Origin of the sequence: Acinetobacter sp. 479375 (genome assembly GCF_000581715.1) — a bacterium.
GTDB classification, from domain to species: Bacteria; Pseudomonadota; Gammaproteobacteria; order Pseudomonadales; family Moraxellaceae; genus Acinetobacter; species Acinetobacter ursingii.
Window position 1 is genome coordinate 1 of sequence record NZ_JEZN01000022.1, and the last position, 17452, is coordinate 17452.

Here is a 17452-nt window from a genome sequence, read left to right on the forward strand (position 1 = left end):
GGTTAAGTCAGCCTGGCGTTGGTAGTCCAGGTGAAAGACAGTAGGCATGCATCTTAGGCAAATCCGGGGTGCTCTATGCTGAGAGTCGATATCAAGCTGTACTTGTATAGTGAAGTGGCTGATACCATACTTCCAAGAAAAGTCTCTAAGCTTCAGTTACACAGGAATCGTACCCGAAACCGACACAGGTGGTCAGGTCGAGTAGACCAAGGCGCTTGAGAGAACTCTGCTGAAGGAACTAGGCAAAATGGTACCGTAACTTCGGGAGAAGGTACGCTGCTGAGGGTGATGGGACTTGCTCCCTGAGCGCTTGGCAGCCGCAGAAACCAGGCCGCTGCAACTGTTTATTAAAAACATAGCACTCTGCAAACACGAAAGTGGACGTATAGGGTGTGATGCCTGCCCGGTGCTGGAAGGTTAATTGATGGGGTTAGCGTAAGCGAAGCTCTTGATCGAAGCCCCAGTAAACGGCGGCCGTAACTATAACGGTCCTAAGGTAGCGAAATTCCTTGTCGGGTAAGTTCCGACCTGCACGAATGGCATAATGATGGCGGCGCTGTCTCCAGCAGAGGCTCAGTGAAATCGAAATCGCTGTGAAGATGCAGTGTACCCGCGGCTAGACGGAAAGACCCCGTGAACCTTTACTGCAGCTTGACATTGAACTTTGACCTTACTTGTGTAGGATAGGTGGGAGGCTATGAAGATGTGACGCCAGTTGCATTGGAGCCATCCTTGAAATACCACCCTGGTAATGTTGAGGTTCTAACTCTGCCCCGTAATCCGGGGCGAGGACCATGTCTGGTGGGTAGTTTGACTGGGGCGGTCTCCTCCTAAAGAGTAACGGAGGAGTACGAAGGTGCGCTCAGCGTGGTCGGAAATCACGCGTAGAGTATAAAGGCAAAAGCGCGCTTAACTGCGAGACCCACAAGTCGAGCAGGTACGAAAGTAGGTCTTAGTGATCCGGTGGTTCTGTATGGAAGGGCCATCGCTCAACGGATAAAAGGTACTCTGGGGATAACAGGCTGATACCGCCCAAGAGTTCATATCGACGGCGGTGTTTGGCACCTCGATGTCGGCTCATCTCATCCTGGGGCTGAAGCAGGTCCCAAGGGTATGGCTGTTCGCCATTTAAAGAGGTACGCGAGCTGGGTTTAGAACGTCGTGAGACAGTTCGGTCCCTATCTACCGTGGGCGCTGGAAATTTGAGAGGATCTGCTCCTAGTACGAGAGGACCAGAGTGGACGAACCTCTGGTGTACCGGTTGTGACGCCAGTCGCATCGCCGGGTAGCTATGTTCGGAAGGGATAACCGCTGAAAGCATCTAAGCGGGAAGCCTACCTCAAGATAAGATTTCCCTGTGACTATATGTCACCTAAAGAGCCGTTCAAGACTAGGACGTTGATAGGTTGGATGTGGAAGCATAGTGATATGTGAAGCTGACCAATACTAATTGCTCGTGAGGCTTGACTATACAACACCCAAACAGTTGTTGTATTCAAGATAAATTCAATACGAAAACTTGATTTAGTTAAAATAGTTGCTAAGATACACAACTTAAAACAGACCCAATATTCAATCCGTTAAACTCATTTGGAAAAAGCAAAGCATCACACAAGTGAATAAGACTAGGCAAGTATCCATAACAGTTTGCTGGCGACAATAGCAAGAGTGAACCACCTGATCCCTTCCCGAACTCAGAAGTGAAACCTCTTCGCGCTGATGGTAGTGTGGCGTTAGCCATGTGAGAGTAAGTCATCGCCAGCTTTTAATTCTAAGGCACCCTCATCTTTATACAGATGAGGGTGCTTTTTATTGGGAAAAATTTATATAAATTAAAAATTGACTCATCAGGTTGATTAAACGTTATTGAATGATATAGTTTGAATAGGATATCGTTAAAACTTATGCTATAAATAGTATGTAGGCATATTTTTTGCTTGGCGGGCGTGATTAGGGTATCGATTTATGAAGTTATCTGTTGGATTGAAAGTTGCGAATAGTTTGTCGCTTACCCCTCAATTACAACAAGCAATTCGTTTATTGCAACTCTCGAGTCTTGAGCTTGAACAAGAAATTCAGATTCAACTGGATAGTAATCCGTTGCTTGAAAAAATAGAAGATGAAAGTAGCACAGAAAGCCTAACTCATTTAGAAAGCAGTGATACTAATGATTTAACGCAAGAATTGAATGCTGATCATTTACCCAATGATCTTCCTGTCGATACCGATTGGGATGATGTCTATACGCATCAATCTACTGCTTTAGCATCGCCAGAATTTGAAGAGCGGGAAGATAATCGCCAAGCTCATCATACTTTAAAAGAACATATTTTAGAGCAAGTTAATTTATTGCATTTTTCTACAGTTGATAAATTAATTGCTTATTGCATTATTGATTGCCTGGATGATAAAGGTTTTCTTGATGCTGAAATTGAAGAAATTTTATTAGCAGCACAGCATTTGCTGATAGAAGCAGACTATGATGAAGAAATAGAGCACGATGAAATTCTAGTGGTGCTTAAACATATCCAGCGTCTTGATCCAGTTGGTGTCGCTTCAATAAATTTGGCTGAATGTTTAAAAATTCAATTAGAAATGATGGATATTCAAACACCATTTCGTCGTGAAGCACTGAGTTTATTGCAGTGTTATGAGTTATTAATTGCCAATGACTTAAATAAGCTTTTGAAATCCACAGGCTTGAATATGAGTCAATTAAAGGAGGCAATTGGTTTATTAAAAACATTAAAACCTTATCCGGGTGCAGACTTTGAAAGTCAGGAGTCTGATTATCAAATTCCAGATGTGGTTGTAAATAAAAAAGATAATAGCTGGCAGGTGCAATTAAATCCTGATGTTTTACCTAAGCTAAGAATTAATTCTTTTTATTCAAATATGATTCGTCGAGCCGATCAGAGTGATGAAAATCTCTATTTACGTAATCAAATGCTGGAAGCTAAGAATTTTATTAAGAGTATTGATGAACGGCATAAAACATTATTAAAAGTCGCGACCTGTATTGTAGAACATCAGCGAGCTTTCTTTGAGATTGGTGCGGAAGGGATGAAACCGCTTGTATTGCGTGATGTGGCAGAAGAAGTGGAGTTGCACGAATCTACAGTTTCACGAGTGACCACCAATAAATATATGCTGACCCCACGTGGTTTATTTGAATTGAAATACTTTTTTTCAAGTCATGTGGGTACGACTTCAGGCGGTGAATGTTCTTCAACTGCCATTCGTGCCCGTATTAAAAAAATGATTTCAGCGGAAAATCCACGTAAGCCTTTGTCTGATAATGCGATTGCAGAATTATTAAAAGAAGAGGGTATCGATGTTGCCCGTCGAACAGTAGCAAAATATCGCGAATCGTTACATATTCCTTCGTCATCTGAACGAAAAGTCTTGATCTGATTTTTAAAGTATGACTATTCTAGAGATTCATTGTTGCAAAATAATGAATCTTTTTTTTCACCAAAGGAGTAGCTGAAATGGTTTAATGATTGTGATGCAGAATTCTGTTTTGTCATTAGATCGGCTTGGCTATGACTTTATATCCTGAAAGAAGGTGAGGGATAGAATTATGCAAATAACAATTCGTGGACATCATTTAGTCATAACGCCTGCAATTGAGCAAAACATTAAAAGCAAGTTTGATCAACTGACCAAACATCTGGATCAGGTGAATAGTATGCAGGTGAAGCTTTCCAAAGACCATCAAATCGATAAAAGAACGCATAAAGGAAGTGCGAATCACATCGCGGAGGCGATTGTACGTTTGCCTGGCGTAGAACTTTTTGCTCAGGCTTCAGCCGATGATATGTATATGTCGATTAAAAAACTGAGTGAAAAATTAAAACGGCAATTACAAAAACATCGCAAAATACAGTGTAATCATCAGCAACTTGTTGTTGATATTTAATTTTTTTTATTTTCTGAAGAGGCTAACAATTAGCCTCTTTTTTTATTTATAAAATATGATCATGTGCTGAATTATATCGATGATTTATAGTAAAATAATGCGTTTTACGCCTAAGCTTGTATATGAGGTCTAGCAATGAATAGTGAGCAGCTCACTCAAATTTTACAAGAAGCTTTTCCAGATGCGGAAGTGGCTGTCACTGGTCAGGCGGGAAAATTTGACCTGCGTATTGTAGATGATCAATTTGAAGGTAAGCGCAGTGTTGCGCGTCAGCAAGCTGTTTATGCGCCTTTAAATTCTTATATTGCAAGTGGTGCCGTCCATGCAGTGACAATTCGGACAATGACCAAAGACGAATGGCGCAAAGCAAGCCTTTTCGGAGCATAATAATTAATGGATAAATTTTTAATTTCGGGTGGTACTAAGCTCGAAGGGGAAGTGCGCATTTCAGGTGCAAAAAATGCAGCTTTACCCCTACTGGCTGCTATGATTTTAGCAGATTCTCCTATTACCTTGACCAATGTTCCAAATCTAAAAGATGTCAATACATTGGTGAAGTTAATTGCTGGTTTAGGTATTACCATGGAATATCAAGGTGATACGGTTAAGGCAGATACTTCGACTTTATCTAATCAGTTTGCACCATATGAATTGGTGAAAACCATGCGTGCTTCTATTCTGGTGTTAGGTCCGTTATTGGCACGTTATGGCAATGCACAAGTATCTTTGCCGGGTGGCTGTGCAATTGGCTCGCGCCCTGTCGATCAGCATCTGAAAGCTTTAGAAGCTCTAGGTGCGCACATCGAAGTTGAAAATGGCTATGTGCATGCCACGGTCGATGGGCGTTTAAAAGGTGCAGATATTACCTTTGATATGGTTACAGTCGGCGGGACTGAAAATATCCTGATGGCAGCAGTTTTAGCCGAAGGTGTGACGACATTACGTAATGCTGCACGTGAGCCTGAGATTACCGACTTGGCCAATATGTTGGTAAAAATGGGCGCTAAAATTGATGGTATTGATACTGATACACTCATTATTACAGGTGTGGAAAGTTTGCATGGCTGCGAATATGCAGTGGTTGCAGACCGTATTGAAACAGGTTCTTATCTTGCTGCCGCTGCGATCACAGGCGGTAGAGTGAAGACCACACATACCGATCCAAGTTTGCTTGAGTCAGTTCTTGAGAAATTTGAAGAAATGGGTGCAGAAGTGACCCGTGGTGATGATTGGATCGAGCTGGATATGCAAGGCAAACGTCCTAAAGCCGTGAGTTTTAGAACACTTCCTCATCCAGAATTTCCAACCGATATGCAGGCGCAGTTGATGGCGGTCAATGTGATTGGTCGTGGTTTTGCTACGATCTCAGAAACGATTTTTGAAAATCGTTTTATGCATGTACCTGAGCTTGCGCGTATGGGAGCGAATATTCAGGTCGAAGGCAATGATGCAGTGGTGACTGGTGTTGAAACCTTACAAGCAGCTCCTGTGATGGCAACGGATTTACGTGCATCTTTCTCTTTGGTCTTGGCGGCATTGGTTGCAGAGGGTGATACCCTGATTGACCGTATTTATCATATTGATCGCGGTTATGAAAATATTGAACAAAAATTGCAAAGTTTAGGCGCGAACATTAAGCGAGTCAGTTAATGAATGATATGAGAAACGATGATCCTAACTTTAACGTCATGGGAAATTTTGATCATGGTTTAACATTGGCACTCAGTAAAGGTCGAATTTTAAAAGAAACTTTGCCTTTACTGGAAGCAGCGGGCATTAATTTGCTTGAAGACCCAGAAAAGTCACGTAAATTAATTTTTCCAACGACACACAAGCAAGTGCGTATTTTAATTTTACGTGCGTCTGATGTGCCAACTTATGTGGAAAACGGTGCCGCGGATATTGGTGTGGCAGGCAAAGATGTACTGATGGAACACGGTGCACAGCACGTTTATGAATTGCTTGATCTCAAAATAGCGAATTGTAAATTGATGACCGCTGGTAAAGTCGGCATGCAACGTCCACAAGGTCGCTTAAAAATCGCCACCAAATATGTCAATTTAACGCGCCAATACTATGCAAGCTTAGGTGAGCAAGTGGATGTGATTAAGCTCTACGGTTCGATGGAACTCGCGCCTTTAGTGGGTTTAGGTGATTATATTGTCGATGTGGTGGATACAGGGAATACTTTGCGTGCCAATGGTTTAGAGCCATTGGACGAGATTATGAAAGTCTCTTCACGCTTGATTGTCAATAAAGCCAGCTTTAAGCGTAAACAGACTTTACTGGACCCGATCTTGTCGCAAGTCGAACAAGCAGTCAGTGATCGCCAATCTTAATTTTGCTCCTTAAATGTTTTATATTTTTGAACCGTCATCTTTGGCGGTTTTTTTATGGCTTGATCTTTATGAAGCAAGCGTAGAGAATAAAACCATAATTTTATTATGGGATTTTATAATGAAAAGTGTAAAACAACGTAAGCAAGAATCAATATCTAAATTAAAACAACAAAGTATTCCTTATATCGAACATTTACCCGTCATTGAATCGTTTGATGAGGCTTGTATTCGCTCTGCTGAGGAAATCGCGAAACGTGCAATTACTTGTTTACTCACTGTTCAGATTGCCTGTGATATTAATAACAACCAGTATGATCAACCAACCAAAGATTTTTTTATTGGATTATTCAATCAATATGAAGTGGCTGACCAACTCACGGCTAAAGAAAGTGCCATACTCCATAACCAAGCGGCACCTCAAGATGTGATCAATATGGTGTGGAAATATGAATCTTATTGGGTTTTGCTTTGGGCTTTGGGAATTGTAGATGAATTAAATTATCCAGACCAAGTGGTTGATTGTGATTTTGCAATCCAAGCCGTTTCATCTTGTGAATCATTTGATACATTTATGCAAAAAACTCAACTTAGGGAAATCGAACAAATTTTGGATGAGGCCGATCTTATCTATCGTTATGACTGGGCATGTGTTGAGGCGAGATTAAAACAACGTCCGACACCTGCAAATCTAAATGCTTCGGTTGTTCTTGAACGTCATGCCGCACTCAATTGGCTTATTCAATATGATGCAGATTGGGATGAACCTGACGTGAATACCTGATTAGAAAATTAAATATAGTTTAATTTTATTTTCGATGAAACAAAGTCAGATCATTGATGATTGATTACCCACAAACCATCCGAAACAAGGTAAACTAAGTTTTTCTTTTCACTCAAAACCTTGTAGGTAAATTGATGCGACGTTTATCGACTCAAGATCAAAACTTCAAACAAATCTTTGCAGATTTGTTGGCGTTTGAGACTGTTAATGATCCTGAACTTTTAAAAACTGTAGATCAAATCATAGCTGATGTTCGTCAGTATGGTGATGATCATGTTCTTAAGCTCACTCAACAGTTTGATCGACATCCAGCGCATCAATTTTCAGATCTGGAACTGAGCCAAGAACAGCTCAAAGCGGCGTTTGATGCGCTACAACCTGAAATTCGTGAAGCACTCGAATTGGCTGCTGAACGTATTCGTAGTTTTCATCAGGCGCAAAAACAAGAAGGCTGGACTTATGTCGATTCATTAGGAAATACCTTAGGTCAGAAAGTTACGCCTTTAGATCGGGTTGGGATTTATGTGCCCGGTGGCTTAGCTTCTTATCCATCTTCTGTATTAATGAACGCGATTCCTGCACACGTTGCAGGCGTTCCTGAAATTATCATGGTAGTTCCAGCACCGCAGGGTGAGCTGAATCCATTGGTATTAGCTGCTGCCTATTTGGCTGGTGTAAATCGTATTTTTACCATTGGTGGCGCTCAAGCAGTAGCAGCATTGGCTTATGGAACCCAAACCATTCCTGCGGTGGATAAAATTACTGGGCCGGGGAATCGCTTTGTAGCGGCTGCCAAACGTGCAGTTTTTGGTCAGGTCGGTATTGATATGATTGCGGGACCATCTGAAATTTTGGTCTATGCAGAAGGCCAAAACAACGCCAAATGGCTAGCGATGGATGTTTTGTCACAAGCTGAACATGATACTGTTGCGCAAGCGATTTTTATTACGCCTGATGCAGACCTACTAGAGGATGTGGCGCACGCGATTGAGGAACATTTAGCTGCATTGCCTAAAGCCGATATTGCGCGCACATCGATTGCTAATCGAGGTGCTTTGGTCTTGGTGAAAGATCGAGCTGAAGCAATTCAACTCATCAATCAAGTTGCACCAGAGCATTTAGAGCTTTGTCTGGATGATGCCGAAGCCATGAGCCAAGACATCCGTCATGCAGGTGCCATTTTTATGGGACGCTATACACCAGAAGCGATTGGGGATTATTGTGCAGGGCCAAATCACGTCTTGCCGACCTCAGGTACAGCGCGGTTTTCTTCACCGCTTGGTGTCTATGATTTCCAAAAACGTTCAAGCCTGATTATGTGTTCAGAAGCGGGTGTTAAAACGCTTGCCAGAACAGCGGATTTGTTGGCGCAACAAGAAAATCTGGATGCCCATGCACGTTCTGCTCGTTATCGTTATGACGTTTAAAATAGAAATAGGTGTCGTGGTCTAGCGCTATCATCAATATAAACCTCTCCTTTTCGAAACTATATCGCTCCTCATCTCCTAAAAAGAGAGGGAACTTGTCAGGAGCGATGCGAAAGGTTTGAAGACTCCTCTCTCTTTGAGAGGTTAGGAGAGGGCAACAAGAGAATATAAAATGACGTTTACAACAGAACAAATGCGTTTCTGGAGTCCAGAAGTTCGTGAATTAGAACCCTATACACCGGGTGAACAGCCTAAAATCCAGAATTTACTCAAGCTTAATACCAATGAGAATCCGTATCCACCTTCTCCAAAAGTAGTGGAAGCGGTGCAAGCCGTATTGGCACACCAAGCAGATGCTTTGCGTTTATACCCAGATCCCGATGCGACTCAATTGAAACAAGCAATTGCCACTCAGCAAAATGTGAGCGTTGAACAAGTTTTTGTGGGTAATGGTTCGGATGAAGTCTTAGCTCATATTTTCAAAGCCTTTTTTATTCAGGATCAACCGATTCTTTATCCAGATATTACCTATAGTTTTTATCCTGTCTATAGTCAGTTTTTTGGTGTGAAAACTCAACAAATTCCACTGAATGATGATTTTGAAATCGTGTTGGATGATTATCGTCAAGCCAATGGCGGCATTATTATTACCAATCCGAATGCACCGACGAGTATTGCTTTGTCACTGCAACAGATTGAGCAGATTTTACAAGCCAATCCTGATCGTGTGGTGGTGATTGATGAGGCCTATATTGATTTCGGTGCTGAAACTGCGGTCGGGTTAGTCAATCAATATGACAATTTAGTGGTGTGTCAAACGACTTCAAAATCACGTTCATTGGCAGGTTTGCGTGTCGGCTTTGCCATTGCTCAAGCACATTTGATTGCTGCACTTGAAGCAGTAAAAAATAGTTTTAATTCATATCCGATGGATCGATTTGCGATTGCAGCGGCGGTTGCATCATTTGAAGATCAGGCTTATTTTGAAGCACAATGCCAAAAGGTGATTCAAAGTCGAGATAAGTTGGTTGAGGAATTAAAAGAAATTGGTTTTAAGGTGTTGCCATCTAAAGCCAATTTTATTTTTGTGACACATCCCGCGCGCGATGCTGCTGAGTTAGCAATACAATTACGTGAGCAAGGCGTGCTTGTACGTTACTTTAATAAACCAAGGATTGATCAATACTTACGAATTACTATTGGTACAGATCAACAAAACCAACGTCTTGTAGAGACTTTAAAGACACTACTTTAAGTTTATTTATCGTCAAAACTTAATCTTTGATCTGCCATGTATTGAGTAAGTCGAGCATGGCGGACACTTTATCAAAACATTCCTGATATTCTGCATCGCAATCAGACGCAATGGTAATTCCACCCCCCGCCCAAACCGAAAGCTCATCCTGAAACTTTTGAATGCTGCGAATCAGGATATTCCAACGACCAGAACCATCAAAATTAAAATAACCGAGTGAACCACAATACGCTCCACGCGGTGCCCCTTCGAGTTCTTCGATAATTTGCATCGCACGGATTTTAGGTGCTCCAGTGATAGAGCCACCCGGTAATGCGGACATCAATACTTCAAATGGATTGACGTCTGGCTTTAATGTCGCTTCAATTTCACTGACCATGTGATGAACCTGATTAAAACTTTCAATTTCAAACAGTTTATTGGTTTTGACCGAACCTGTTTCTGCATAAACACTTAAATCATTACGAAGCAAATCCACAATCATGACGTTTTCAGCTTGATCTTTTTCGGAATATTGTAATTTTTGTTTCGATGCAGCATCCAGTTCAGGATCATCAAAACGCGGCATCGTACCTTTAATTGGACGGGTAATAAGTTGCTGTTGATTAAATTCAATAAATAACTCTGGAGAACAACTGAGCAATTCAAAATCATCCAGTTTTAAATACCCTGCGTAAGGTGCATCGGTAAGTCTCCAAAGGTGTTCAGCACGGCTTAACAGTGAACCTTGCGCTTTGGCGATAAATTCTTGAGTTAAATTAATTTGATAGCAATCACCTGCCAAAATATAATCTTGAATCCGTTGAAATGCTTGACGATAAGTTGAGGGTGACCAACGTGTGCGTAGTGTTTGTTGTAAAGATAAAGTTTCAATTTGAGTCTTTTGATTGAGCAAGATTTCAAGTTGCTGCCATTGTTGTTCAGCATCATCCGCATCACTATAAAAATACCAATGATCATCGTGAAACTTTAAAAAGCTATCGTACTGCCCGATATAAAAAGAGGGCTGTAGACGTTCTTTGACAGGAGTAAATTGATGGGCTGCATAATCATAAGAGATGAAGCCAATATAGCCACCTGAAAAAGTTGCTGCTGTTTGAGGATTATTTGCAGAATGAAATTGAAGAAAATTGTCAATAGTGAATTCATCCATCACTTCATATTGATAAATTGAATTAATTTTAAAATATTTAAATTGTTTGTTGTTATAAACTACATAATGCCGAGGGTTAAACGCTATGACTGGATGATTTTGATCCTCTAGAAAAACCAGTCCATGTGTAGAGTGAAGTTTGAATAATATTTCAGAAGTAGATCTAATATTTTGATTTAAATTACAAAAAAACTTCACAGAGACAAGCCTAAAAATATGAATAAAGATGAAACCGTGATTTTACTACAGAACGCCAACAGACATAAGCTACCGAACCGTTTATCGGGTAGTTCATCAAATTTGACTAACAGCAGTTGGACAAAAATTAACAGAGTTGTAATTTAGAGAGGCAAATTCAGCTACTCATGGATAGGACGTTTCTACTGGGGAAATTCAAAAACCGTAGAAACATAGAGTAGTGAAAAACCAAAAAAAATAAATGCTCTTGGGAGAGTACGGAATGAAAATGTTTACTAAACTTGCTTTGGTTTCTTCAATCGCGATCAGTGCAAACGCTATGGCAATGCAGTCAATGGATGATGCTGCGCTTAGCTCAACCACAGGTCAAGATGGTATCAATATTGGTATTGGTATTTCTAAAGTGACTATTGATCAATTGGCTATTCATGATAATGATGGTTTGGATAAATACAAAAATGGTGGTTCAGCAGCTGTTCCAGGAAATCCAGGTACTCCTGAAGTTCTAGGGAGTTTAGGTGGTACGTCAACAGCTGGTGCAATTGTCATTAAAGGTGATGGTAAAGTCGGTTCTATAACTAAAGATAGTGGTTTAGTTATCACTGCGCCAATTAAAAATGGTGCATTGGATACAGACCGTGCCTTAGCTTCACATAACTTGGCTGATTTAGTAATTGACACTGATGCAGGTGGTGCAAATGGCGCATTCTTAAATATTGCAGCAGCAGTTTCTGGTCTTGATATCTATGTTGGTGAAATTGGTGTTGCGAAAAGTAAGGCTTATACAGCGGGTTCTGTGACCCGTGGTGTGGAAACTACTGGTTATAATAAAATTTTAAATGGACTTACTCTTAAAACTGGTAAAATGGATGCAAATATCCAATTAGGTACAGCTCCTCAGGGTGCAATGATTAATCTAAAGACAACTATGCAGGGCGGTTTGGAATTAGCTAATCTCTCAATTCATGATGGTTCTGGTAACGGTGATATTGTACTTGACAGTATTAAGGTTGCATCGACTGGTGATGCAAATGGTAATTTGAACTTAAATGCTTCTGTTAAAGTTATTCCAACAGGTCTACAAATTACTTCAAATGATGCAGCTGGTAATGATATTTACATCAAAGGTGTTCATTTAGGTGCTTCTAGCCAAGCCTCTATTGGTGATGTGGAAATTAGCGGTTTAAAAACTTTCTATGGACCAACTATGTCGACTGCTGGCTCTCAAATTACAGTAACTGGTCACTAATCTCATTTAGATTTATCCATAAAGAAAAACGCGCATTGATGCGCGTTTTTTTATTTACATCAGTTACAAAAAAAGACGCATTCTGTCAAAAAAATAAAAAAAAAGGTATCTTCAACAGACAAGGAACGTAGAGTACTTACTCTAAAAATAATAGCAACGTAAGGGCATCAGATGCCAAAAGTAGAAAAGTTAGATTATGTTAGAGATTACATTGGGGTCGGCACTGATTTATTACTTTGCGACTCAAGCCTTTGATATTAAGGAAAAGCCGCCAGGTACTGTCAACTACACAGAAGTTCTCGATTCACGTGAACCTTCATTCACTCGTTTTCACCGCGAACAGGTAAATATTAAACCTGCGGTTGAAGATCAATTCCGAGGCATCGTCCGTCAAGCCTATGACTATAGTTGTGGTTCGGCCGCATTAACAACTCTCTTAAATGGTTATGTGGGTACTCGTTTAACCGAGCAGCAAACCATGAACGGGCTTTTACGCTTTGGTGAATATAACCGTATTGTAGAACGTCGAAGCTTTTCACTATTGGATATGAAGCGTTTTGTGACTGCATTAGGTCTAGAGAGTGGGGGATATCGGGGGGAGTTCTCTGATTTGATTAAACAGGGACAACCTGCAATTGTTCCCATCTCCTATGCGGGATTTAAACATTTTGTCGTTTACAAAGCTTATAAAAATGGACGCGTTTACGTAGCTGACCCAGCGCTTGGGAATATCAGCTTTGATCAGGAAAGATTCAAAGAGATTTGGGAAAATAACACTTTATTTTTAATTAATGTTCCTGAAGCTCAAAGACAAAATATGTTGGCACTACAAGATGCTGATATGCGTCATGTGGAAGATGCAACCGTTAATAAATATGCACTTGTTGATATTCAATATCCGACTTTTTATATGGAAAAGATTGCAGATAGAGCATCAACTGTACGCAGAGGGCCTGATTTAAATAAAGAATCAGATACTTATGGTCAGAACATTAATACTTTTATGCGCTTGTATTACAAGCGTAAATAGTCAGAAAAAAAATAAGTGGTAGGAAATAGATGATGAGAGCTCAATGGATGAATAAAACTCTACTTGCAGTCAGTATTCAAATTTTTATGATGGGTGGTGTATATGCGGCAGATGTTAAGGCACAGGATGTGCCAACAGCATCTAAGCCAGCAACTGCATTTACAGAACCTGATCCAAATGCAACAGCTGTACAACCTGAGGATGCACCTGCGATTGAACCTGCTCCAGTTGCTCCATCTCATACAGCTCAAACTGTTCAGTCAAACGGTGCAGCTGAGGCATTGCAGAAACAAGAAGGCGATGCAACACAGGAAAGTAACCTGCAAGAAGTATTTACTTCAAATGAGCGTCAGTACTCTTTGATCAAAAGAGGCGAGATTTCGACGTATTATGATATCGATTATACCTACTATCGAGATAGTCAGTTAAACCTTGCCATTCAGGATGGTAGCGTTGCACAGCTAAGAGTGGATGAAGATGCAACCCATACCCTGACCAATACCTTTACCTTGCAATACGGTCTACGCGATAATTTGACATTATCGACCTCGCTTCCATTTGTCGCGAAATCAGATAATTTAAAAGATACGACCACGGCAGGATTAGGTGATATTTCATTTGGTGCGCGTTGGGAACCGTTTCCTTTAAAAGCAGGTCGTTTACCTCTGATTTTATTCGGTAATATTTCGACTAAAACAGGTGATAGTCCATATGAAGTCAATCCAACCAAGGATTTATCAACAGGTAAGGGTTATTACTCAGCAGGGATTGGCGCAAGTACCCGTAAATATATTGATCCAGTCGTATTATTCGCTTCGGTTTCGGCCAACTATGGTTTCAAAGAAACAGGTTTAAATCAGATTCGTGGTACACGAATTATTGATGAGTTTGATCCTGGGATTAGTGGTGGCTTTGCTTTTGGTTTTGCGTATTCGTTTAACTATGACGTGTCTTTGACGATGTCCTATCAGCAAAGTTTCAATACTCAAAGTGAGTTCACCTATAACACTGGCGAAACTTATAAACCCGCGGATCAAACCAGTGCAACATTCTCGATTGCACTCGGTGTACGTGTTTCACCAGATACCATTGTAAATGGTACGTTGGGAATCGGTCTAACTGAAGATGCGCCTGATGTTTCATTGGGTTTATCTTTCCCATTAGATATTGTTGGTTTTGCCAAGAAAATTCGTAACTAAAGGGAGTAGTCGGTATGTTATACCCAAGACTACGCCCGTTAGCTGCTGCAATTTTTTTAACGGGCTTTTCAAGTGTGACTTTTGCACAACTTGGACAAAACTTATCAGTTGATATTCGATCATTATCGTTGGGAAATGCGGTGACGGCTGATCCTCCCGGGATTAGTGCGATTCATTTTAACCCAGCAGGGTTGGCTAAAATTGAAGGTTTACAAACTGATGTACAAGGCATTGTCGCCAATTTTAACGTAAAACGCGATTTATCTGCCCCAGCAGGTTATAACGTATTTGGTTATTCAGATGACCCATTAGTGTGTAATGACGCGCCTGAAAATCCATCCAGTTTATGTACAGACTTCAAAGGAACAGTCAGCGCTGATGTTGAATATGCCAGTATTTATGTGCCTATCTTAAAAAAGATGGTGGATTTAGGTGAGGGTGTTCCTATTGCTGCACCTACAGCAGGTATTGCCTATAAACCACCGGGTTCAAAAGTTACATATGCAACCGCAATTTATGCACCCTTGATCGTAGGTTATGGTTCTGAAAATGGCAATCCCGGCAATTTTATGGGGCAACAGGTTGCATTTGAGCGCATTACCTATCTATCACCATCATTTGCATTCCAAGTCAATGATGAGTTGTCTCTAGGTGCATCATTGGGTATGTCTTATCAGGCAATTTCCTTAAAAACAGATTTACGCTTCCCTAATGAATTGATTGGTGTGTTGCGTATGGTGGATGATGTGGTCTGTTCGCCATTTCGTGATAATTCAGACATTATTACCGATCTTTTACTATTAGGTCTATGTAATGCCAATGAAGGTCTCAATCCATTTGGTAAATTTGGTCAACTCAAAGCGACCATGGAGCAATCATTAGCGCCAAGTTATAACTTGGGCTTAATGTGGGAACCTTCGGATGATTTTGCTTTTGGTATGGTGTATCAAAGCGAAAGTAAAACAAGAATGAAAGGCAAATATTATATTGATAATGCCAATGCTCCGCGTGAATTGATTCGAGCTTTGAACTCATCTGCGACGGGCCAAATTTTTGCTGCTATTTTAGGATTTCCATCTTACATTCCAGCTAGCGAGTCAGGTTTGGTTTCGATGGATTTAAAATATCCAGCGCATTTTCAGGCAGGGATCAAGTATAAAGTTTTTCCAGATTTACAAATCAATTTTGATGTGGGCTGGACAGATTATAAGCAGTGGGATCAATTCAGATTTGAATTTGATCGTCAAGTTTCGGCGCTTAAAATTGCAAAATTGCTTTCGAGTGGGGTGACGGATAGCACTTTATCTGTACCTTTAAAATTTACCTCTCCATGGAGTTGGGGGATTGGTGTAGAGTACTCGGCAACGGATCGTTTGAAGCTACGTGCTGGGTATGAGCCTCGCGCTTCTGCAACACCAGATGATAAACGTAATACATTGATTCCAATCAATAATGCACAATTATTTGGTTTGGGATTAGGTTATCGATTTGATGCAGATACAGATATTGATTTGACCTTAGCTTTCTTACGCAGTCGTGACAACATTCCTGCATGCTCAAGTTCGTTGTCAAATGCTTGTGGGATTGATAATTTAATCTTGAACCCTTATGCAGGATTAAACGTTCGTACTAATACACAAGTTACGATTTTAGGGATTAACTACAGAACAAGATGGTAAGTATGTTTAAAAGTAAAAAATCAATGGCGTATGTTTCAGGGGTATTGTTTTCATTAGGAACAGTACCGATGGGATATGCTGCCGATTTTTTTACAATTATTGGGCCGGATGGTCGTCCTTTGGTGATTCCACGTGATCCCGTGGAATCTAAAAAGGCAACTTATCGGAAAGTAGTCACCGAGCCAGATGATACGTCTAAGGTGGCTGAATCTAAGCCAGTTCAAGCGACTCGCTCAGAGTCTATAAAAGCCATTCAGCCACAGGTTATACAACCAGATCATTTACAAAAGGAAGCTGTTCCTATAACAGCAAAAAGTGTGACTAAAACTTTGCCTGAAACAATTATTCAGCAAAAAGAATCTTCTGAAACAAAAAATATAGCGCCTGCACAGTCAGCTTATACTCAGTCTCAGTCCAAAGTATCCTCGACAACGCAACAAACTCAAAAAGTAAAGACCGAAACTCATTTAAACTCAACTCATCAGCCACCTCATAATGAAACTGATCAACACATCGATGAGTTGAATGGCGAAAAATATATTGATAGCGAATATTTAGAAGAGAAAGAGTTTAATCTTGAAGGTAAAAAACGATTTTACGTGATGCCTGAAGGCATTGTTGATGCCCGACTTGGTGCGGTGCGTATGCAGCCAGAACAGCGTGAAAAAGGGGTAAGTAAGTCTTTTTTACAGTCGATGTTGAAAAAGAATCAAAATGAAAAAGCAGAAGAAGTATTGGCCTTATCTTCAACCTACTATCGCATGCCGAAAGAGCAAGTGGTTGAAAGTCTAGAGACAGCATGCTTTACAGGTAAGAAGATGAAAGATGCCAAACTCTTCAATGTTGAAAAGCAAATAGGACTATGGCCAAGAAAACCTATCAAAGACACTTTTGATTATGATGTGGTTAAATTATCTGCACCATTGAAACAACTGAAACTGACCTCTTATGCTACGACTGAACAGAATCCAACATTTTACTGGCCTTTTGTGGTATTTCTGGATCAGAAAGGATGCATACTTGAAGGCGTAAGTGGCTACAAAAATCAGGAATTTCCAGCCACCATGTTGCAACATGCGGCAATTGAAGGAACGATAAGACTTCCTGATCAGACATCTTATATATTGTTGACCCCATTGGCTTCAGCATTAGATGTTCAGGAAAAATCTTTATCAAATCAAGGACAAATAAAATTAACGGCGATCCGTTAGGTAATAAAG

At 40.6% G+C, this 17452-nt stretch carries 14 protein-coding genes and 2 rRNA genes; 15 read left to right on the forward strand and 1 reads right to left on the reverse strand.

Annotated features, from left to right (window positions below; translation table 11 throughout):
- From J500_RS13965 to hisC, 10 genes are all read left to right on the forward strand, one after another.
- Positions 1–1471, forward strand: a 23S ribosomal RNA gene (locus J500_RS13965); the annotation flags it as partial.
- A gap of 178 nt (positions 1472–1649) precedes the next feature.
- Positions 1650–1764: ribosomal RNA gene (gene rrf / locus J500_RS13970) — 5S ribosomal RNA — on the forward strand.
- Between the two features lie 201 nt (positions 1765–1965).
- Entirely contained in the window at positions 1966–3414 is a 1449-nt protein-coding gene (locus J500_RS13975; protein ID WP_004999129.1) for an RNA polymerase factor sigma-54, read from the forward strand.
- Positions 3415–3583: 169 nt separating this feature from the next.
- Positions 3584–3922, forward strand: a complete 339-nt coding sequence (hpf, locus tag J500_RS13980) for a ribosome hibernation-promoting factor, HPF/YfiA family (protein WP_004987488.1) — start codon at positions 3584–3586, stop codon at positions 3920–3922.
- A gap of 135 nt (positions 3923–4057) precedes the next feature.
- A complete protein-coding gene (gene ibaG, locus J500_RS13985; protein WP_004999125.1) occupies positions 4058–4309 on the forward strand; it encodes a BolA family iron metabolism protein IbaG in 252 nt (83 codons plus the stop codon).
- Positions 4310–4315: 6 nt separating this feature from the next.
- Complete coding sequence (murA, locus tag J500_RS13990; RefSeq protein WP_004987486.1) at positions 4316–5572, forward strand: UDP-N-acetylglucosamine 1-carboxyvinyltransferase; 1257 nt, start codon at positions 4316–4318, stop codon at positions 5570–5572.
- A complete protein-coding gene (hisG, locus tag J500_RS13995; RefSeq protein WP_004987483.1) occupies positions 5572–6261 on the forward strand; it encodes an ATP phosphoribosyltransferase in 690 nt (229 codons plus the stop codon). The genes murA and hisG overlap by 1 nt, the downstream gene beginning before the upstream one ends.
- A 118-nt stretch (positions 6262–6379) precedes the next feature.
- On the forward strand, positions 6380–7042 hold the full coding sequence (locus J500_RS14000; protein ID WP_004999122.1) for a DUF4272 domain-containing protein: 663 nt from the start codon (positions 6380–6382) through the stop codon (positions 7040–7042).
- Between the two features lie 134 nt (positions 7043–7176).
- Positions 7177–8469 carry a histidinol dehydrogenase gene (hisD, locus tag J500_RS14005; RefSeq protein ID WP_004987476.1) on the forward strand — a complete coding sequence of 431 codons (1293 nt, stop codon included), beginning with the start codon at positions 7177–7179 and terminating at the stop codon, positions 8467–8469.
- Between the two features lie 172 nt (positions 8470–8641).
- Positions 8642–9724, forward strand: a complete 1083-nt coding sequence (gene hisC, locus J500_RS14010) for a histidinol-phosphate transaminase (RefSeq protein ID WP_004987474.1) — start codon at positions 8642–8644, stop codon at positions 9722–9724.
- A gap of 19 nt (positions 9725–9743) precedes the next feature.
- Here hisC and J500_RS14015 read toward each other — a convergent pair whose 3' ends face one another.
- Entirely contained in the window at positions 9744–11075 is a 1332-nt protein-coding gene (locus J500_RS14015) for an anthranilate synthase component I family protein (RefSeq protein WP_004999120.1), read from the reverse strand.
- Between the two features lie 262 nt (positions 11076–11337).
- Between J500_RS14015 and J500_RS14020 the strand changes: the two genes are divergently transcribed.
- The 5 genes from J500_RS14020 to filE all read left to right on the forward strand — a co-directional run bounded on the left by J500_RS14020 (position 11338) and on the right by filE (position 17443).
- Positions 11338–12324, forward strand: a complete 987-nt coding sequence (locus tag J500_RS14020) for a DUF6160 family protein (RefSeq protein WP_004999119.1) — start codon at positions 11338–11340, stop codon at positions 12322–12324.
- 196 nt (positions 12325–12520) lie between these two features.
- On the forward strand, positions 12521–13354 hold the full coding sequence (locus tag J500_RS14025) for a C39 family peptidase (protein WP_004987466.1): 834 nt from the start codon (positions 12521–12523) through the stop codon (positions 13352–13354).
- 29 nt (positions 13355–13383) lie between these two features.
- Positions 13384–14553, forward strand: coding sequence for a hypothetical protein (locus tag J500_RS14030; protein ID WP_004987464.1), 1170 nt, complete (start codon positions 13384–13386; stop codon positions 14551–14553).
- A 14-nt stretch (positions 14554–14567) separates the two neighbouring features.
- Positions 14568–16232, forward strand: a complete 1665-nt coding sequence (locus tag J500_RS14035; protein ID WP_004999118.1) for an OmpP1/FadL family transporter — start codon at positions 14568–14570, stop codon at positions 16230–16232.
- A 2-nt stretch (positions 16233–16234) separates the two neighbouring features.
- Positions 16235–17443: a putative pilus assembly protein FilE gene (gene filE, locus J500_RS14040; RefSeq protein WP_227613719.1), complete on the forward strand. Its 1209-nt coding sequence runs from the start codon at positions 16235–16237 to the stop codon at positions 17441–17443.
- Positions 17444–17452: the final 9 nt, after the last annotated feature.

Bases quoted from the DNA above. Each gene is read 5' to 3' on its own strand.
- J500_RS14035 (WP_004999118.1), top strand. From the start codon at position 14,568: ATGTTATACCCAAGACTACGCCCGTTAGCTGCTGCAATTTTTTTAACG.
- filE (WP_227613719.1), top strand. From the start codon at position 16,235: ATGTTTAAAAGTAAAAAATCAATGGCGTATGTTTCAGGGGTATTGTTT.
- murA (WP_004987486.1), top strand. From the start codon at position 4,316: ATGGATAAATTTTTAATTTCGGGTGGTACTAAGCTCGAAGGGGAAGTG.
- hisD (WP_004987476.1), top strand. From the start codon at position 7,177: ATGCGACGTTTATCGACTCAAGATCAAAACTTCAAACAAATCTTTGCA.
- hisC (WP_004987474.1), top strand. From the start codon at position 8,642: ATGACGTTTACAACAGAACAAATGCGTTTCTGGAGTCCAGAAGTTCGT.
- J500_RS14025 (WP_004987466.1), top strand. From the start codon at position 12,521: ATGTTAGAGATTACATTGGGGTCGGCACTGATTTATTACTTTGCGACT.
- J500_RS13975 (WP_004999129.1), top strand. From the start codon at position 1,966: ATGAAGTTATCTGTTGGATTGAAAGTTGCGAATAGTTTGTCGCTTACC.
- J500_RS14000 (WP_004999122.1), top strand. From the start codon at position 6,380: ATGAAAAGTGTAAAACAACGTAAGCAAGAATCAATATCTAAATTAAAA.
- J500_RS14020 (WP_004999119.1), top strand. From the start codon at position 11,338: ATGAAAATGTTTACTAAACTTGCTTTGGTTTCTTCAATCGCGATCAGT.
- hisG (WP_004987483.1), top strand. From the start codon at position 5,572: ATGAATGATATGAGAAACGATGATCCTAACTTTAACGTCATGGGAAAT.
- J500_RS14030 (WP_004987464.1), top strand. From the start codon at position 13,384: ATGATGAGAGCTCAATGGATGAATAAAACTCTACTTGCAGTCAGTATT.
- ibaG (WP_004999125.1), top strand. From the start codon at position 4,058: ATGAATAGTGAGCAGCTCACTCAAATTTTACAAGAAGCTTTTCCAGAT.
- hpf (WP_004987488.1), top strand. From the start codon at position 3,584: ATGCAAATAACAATTCGTGGACATCATTTAGTCATAACGCCTGCAATT.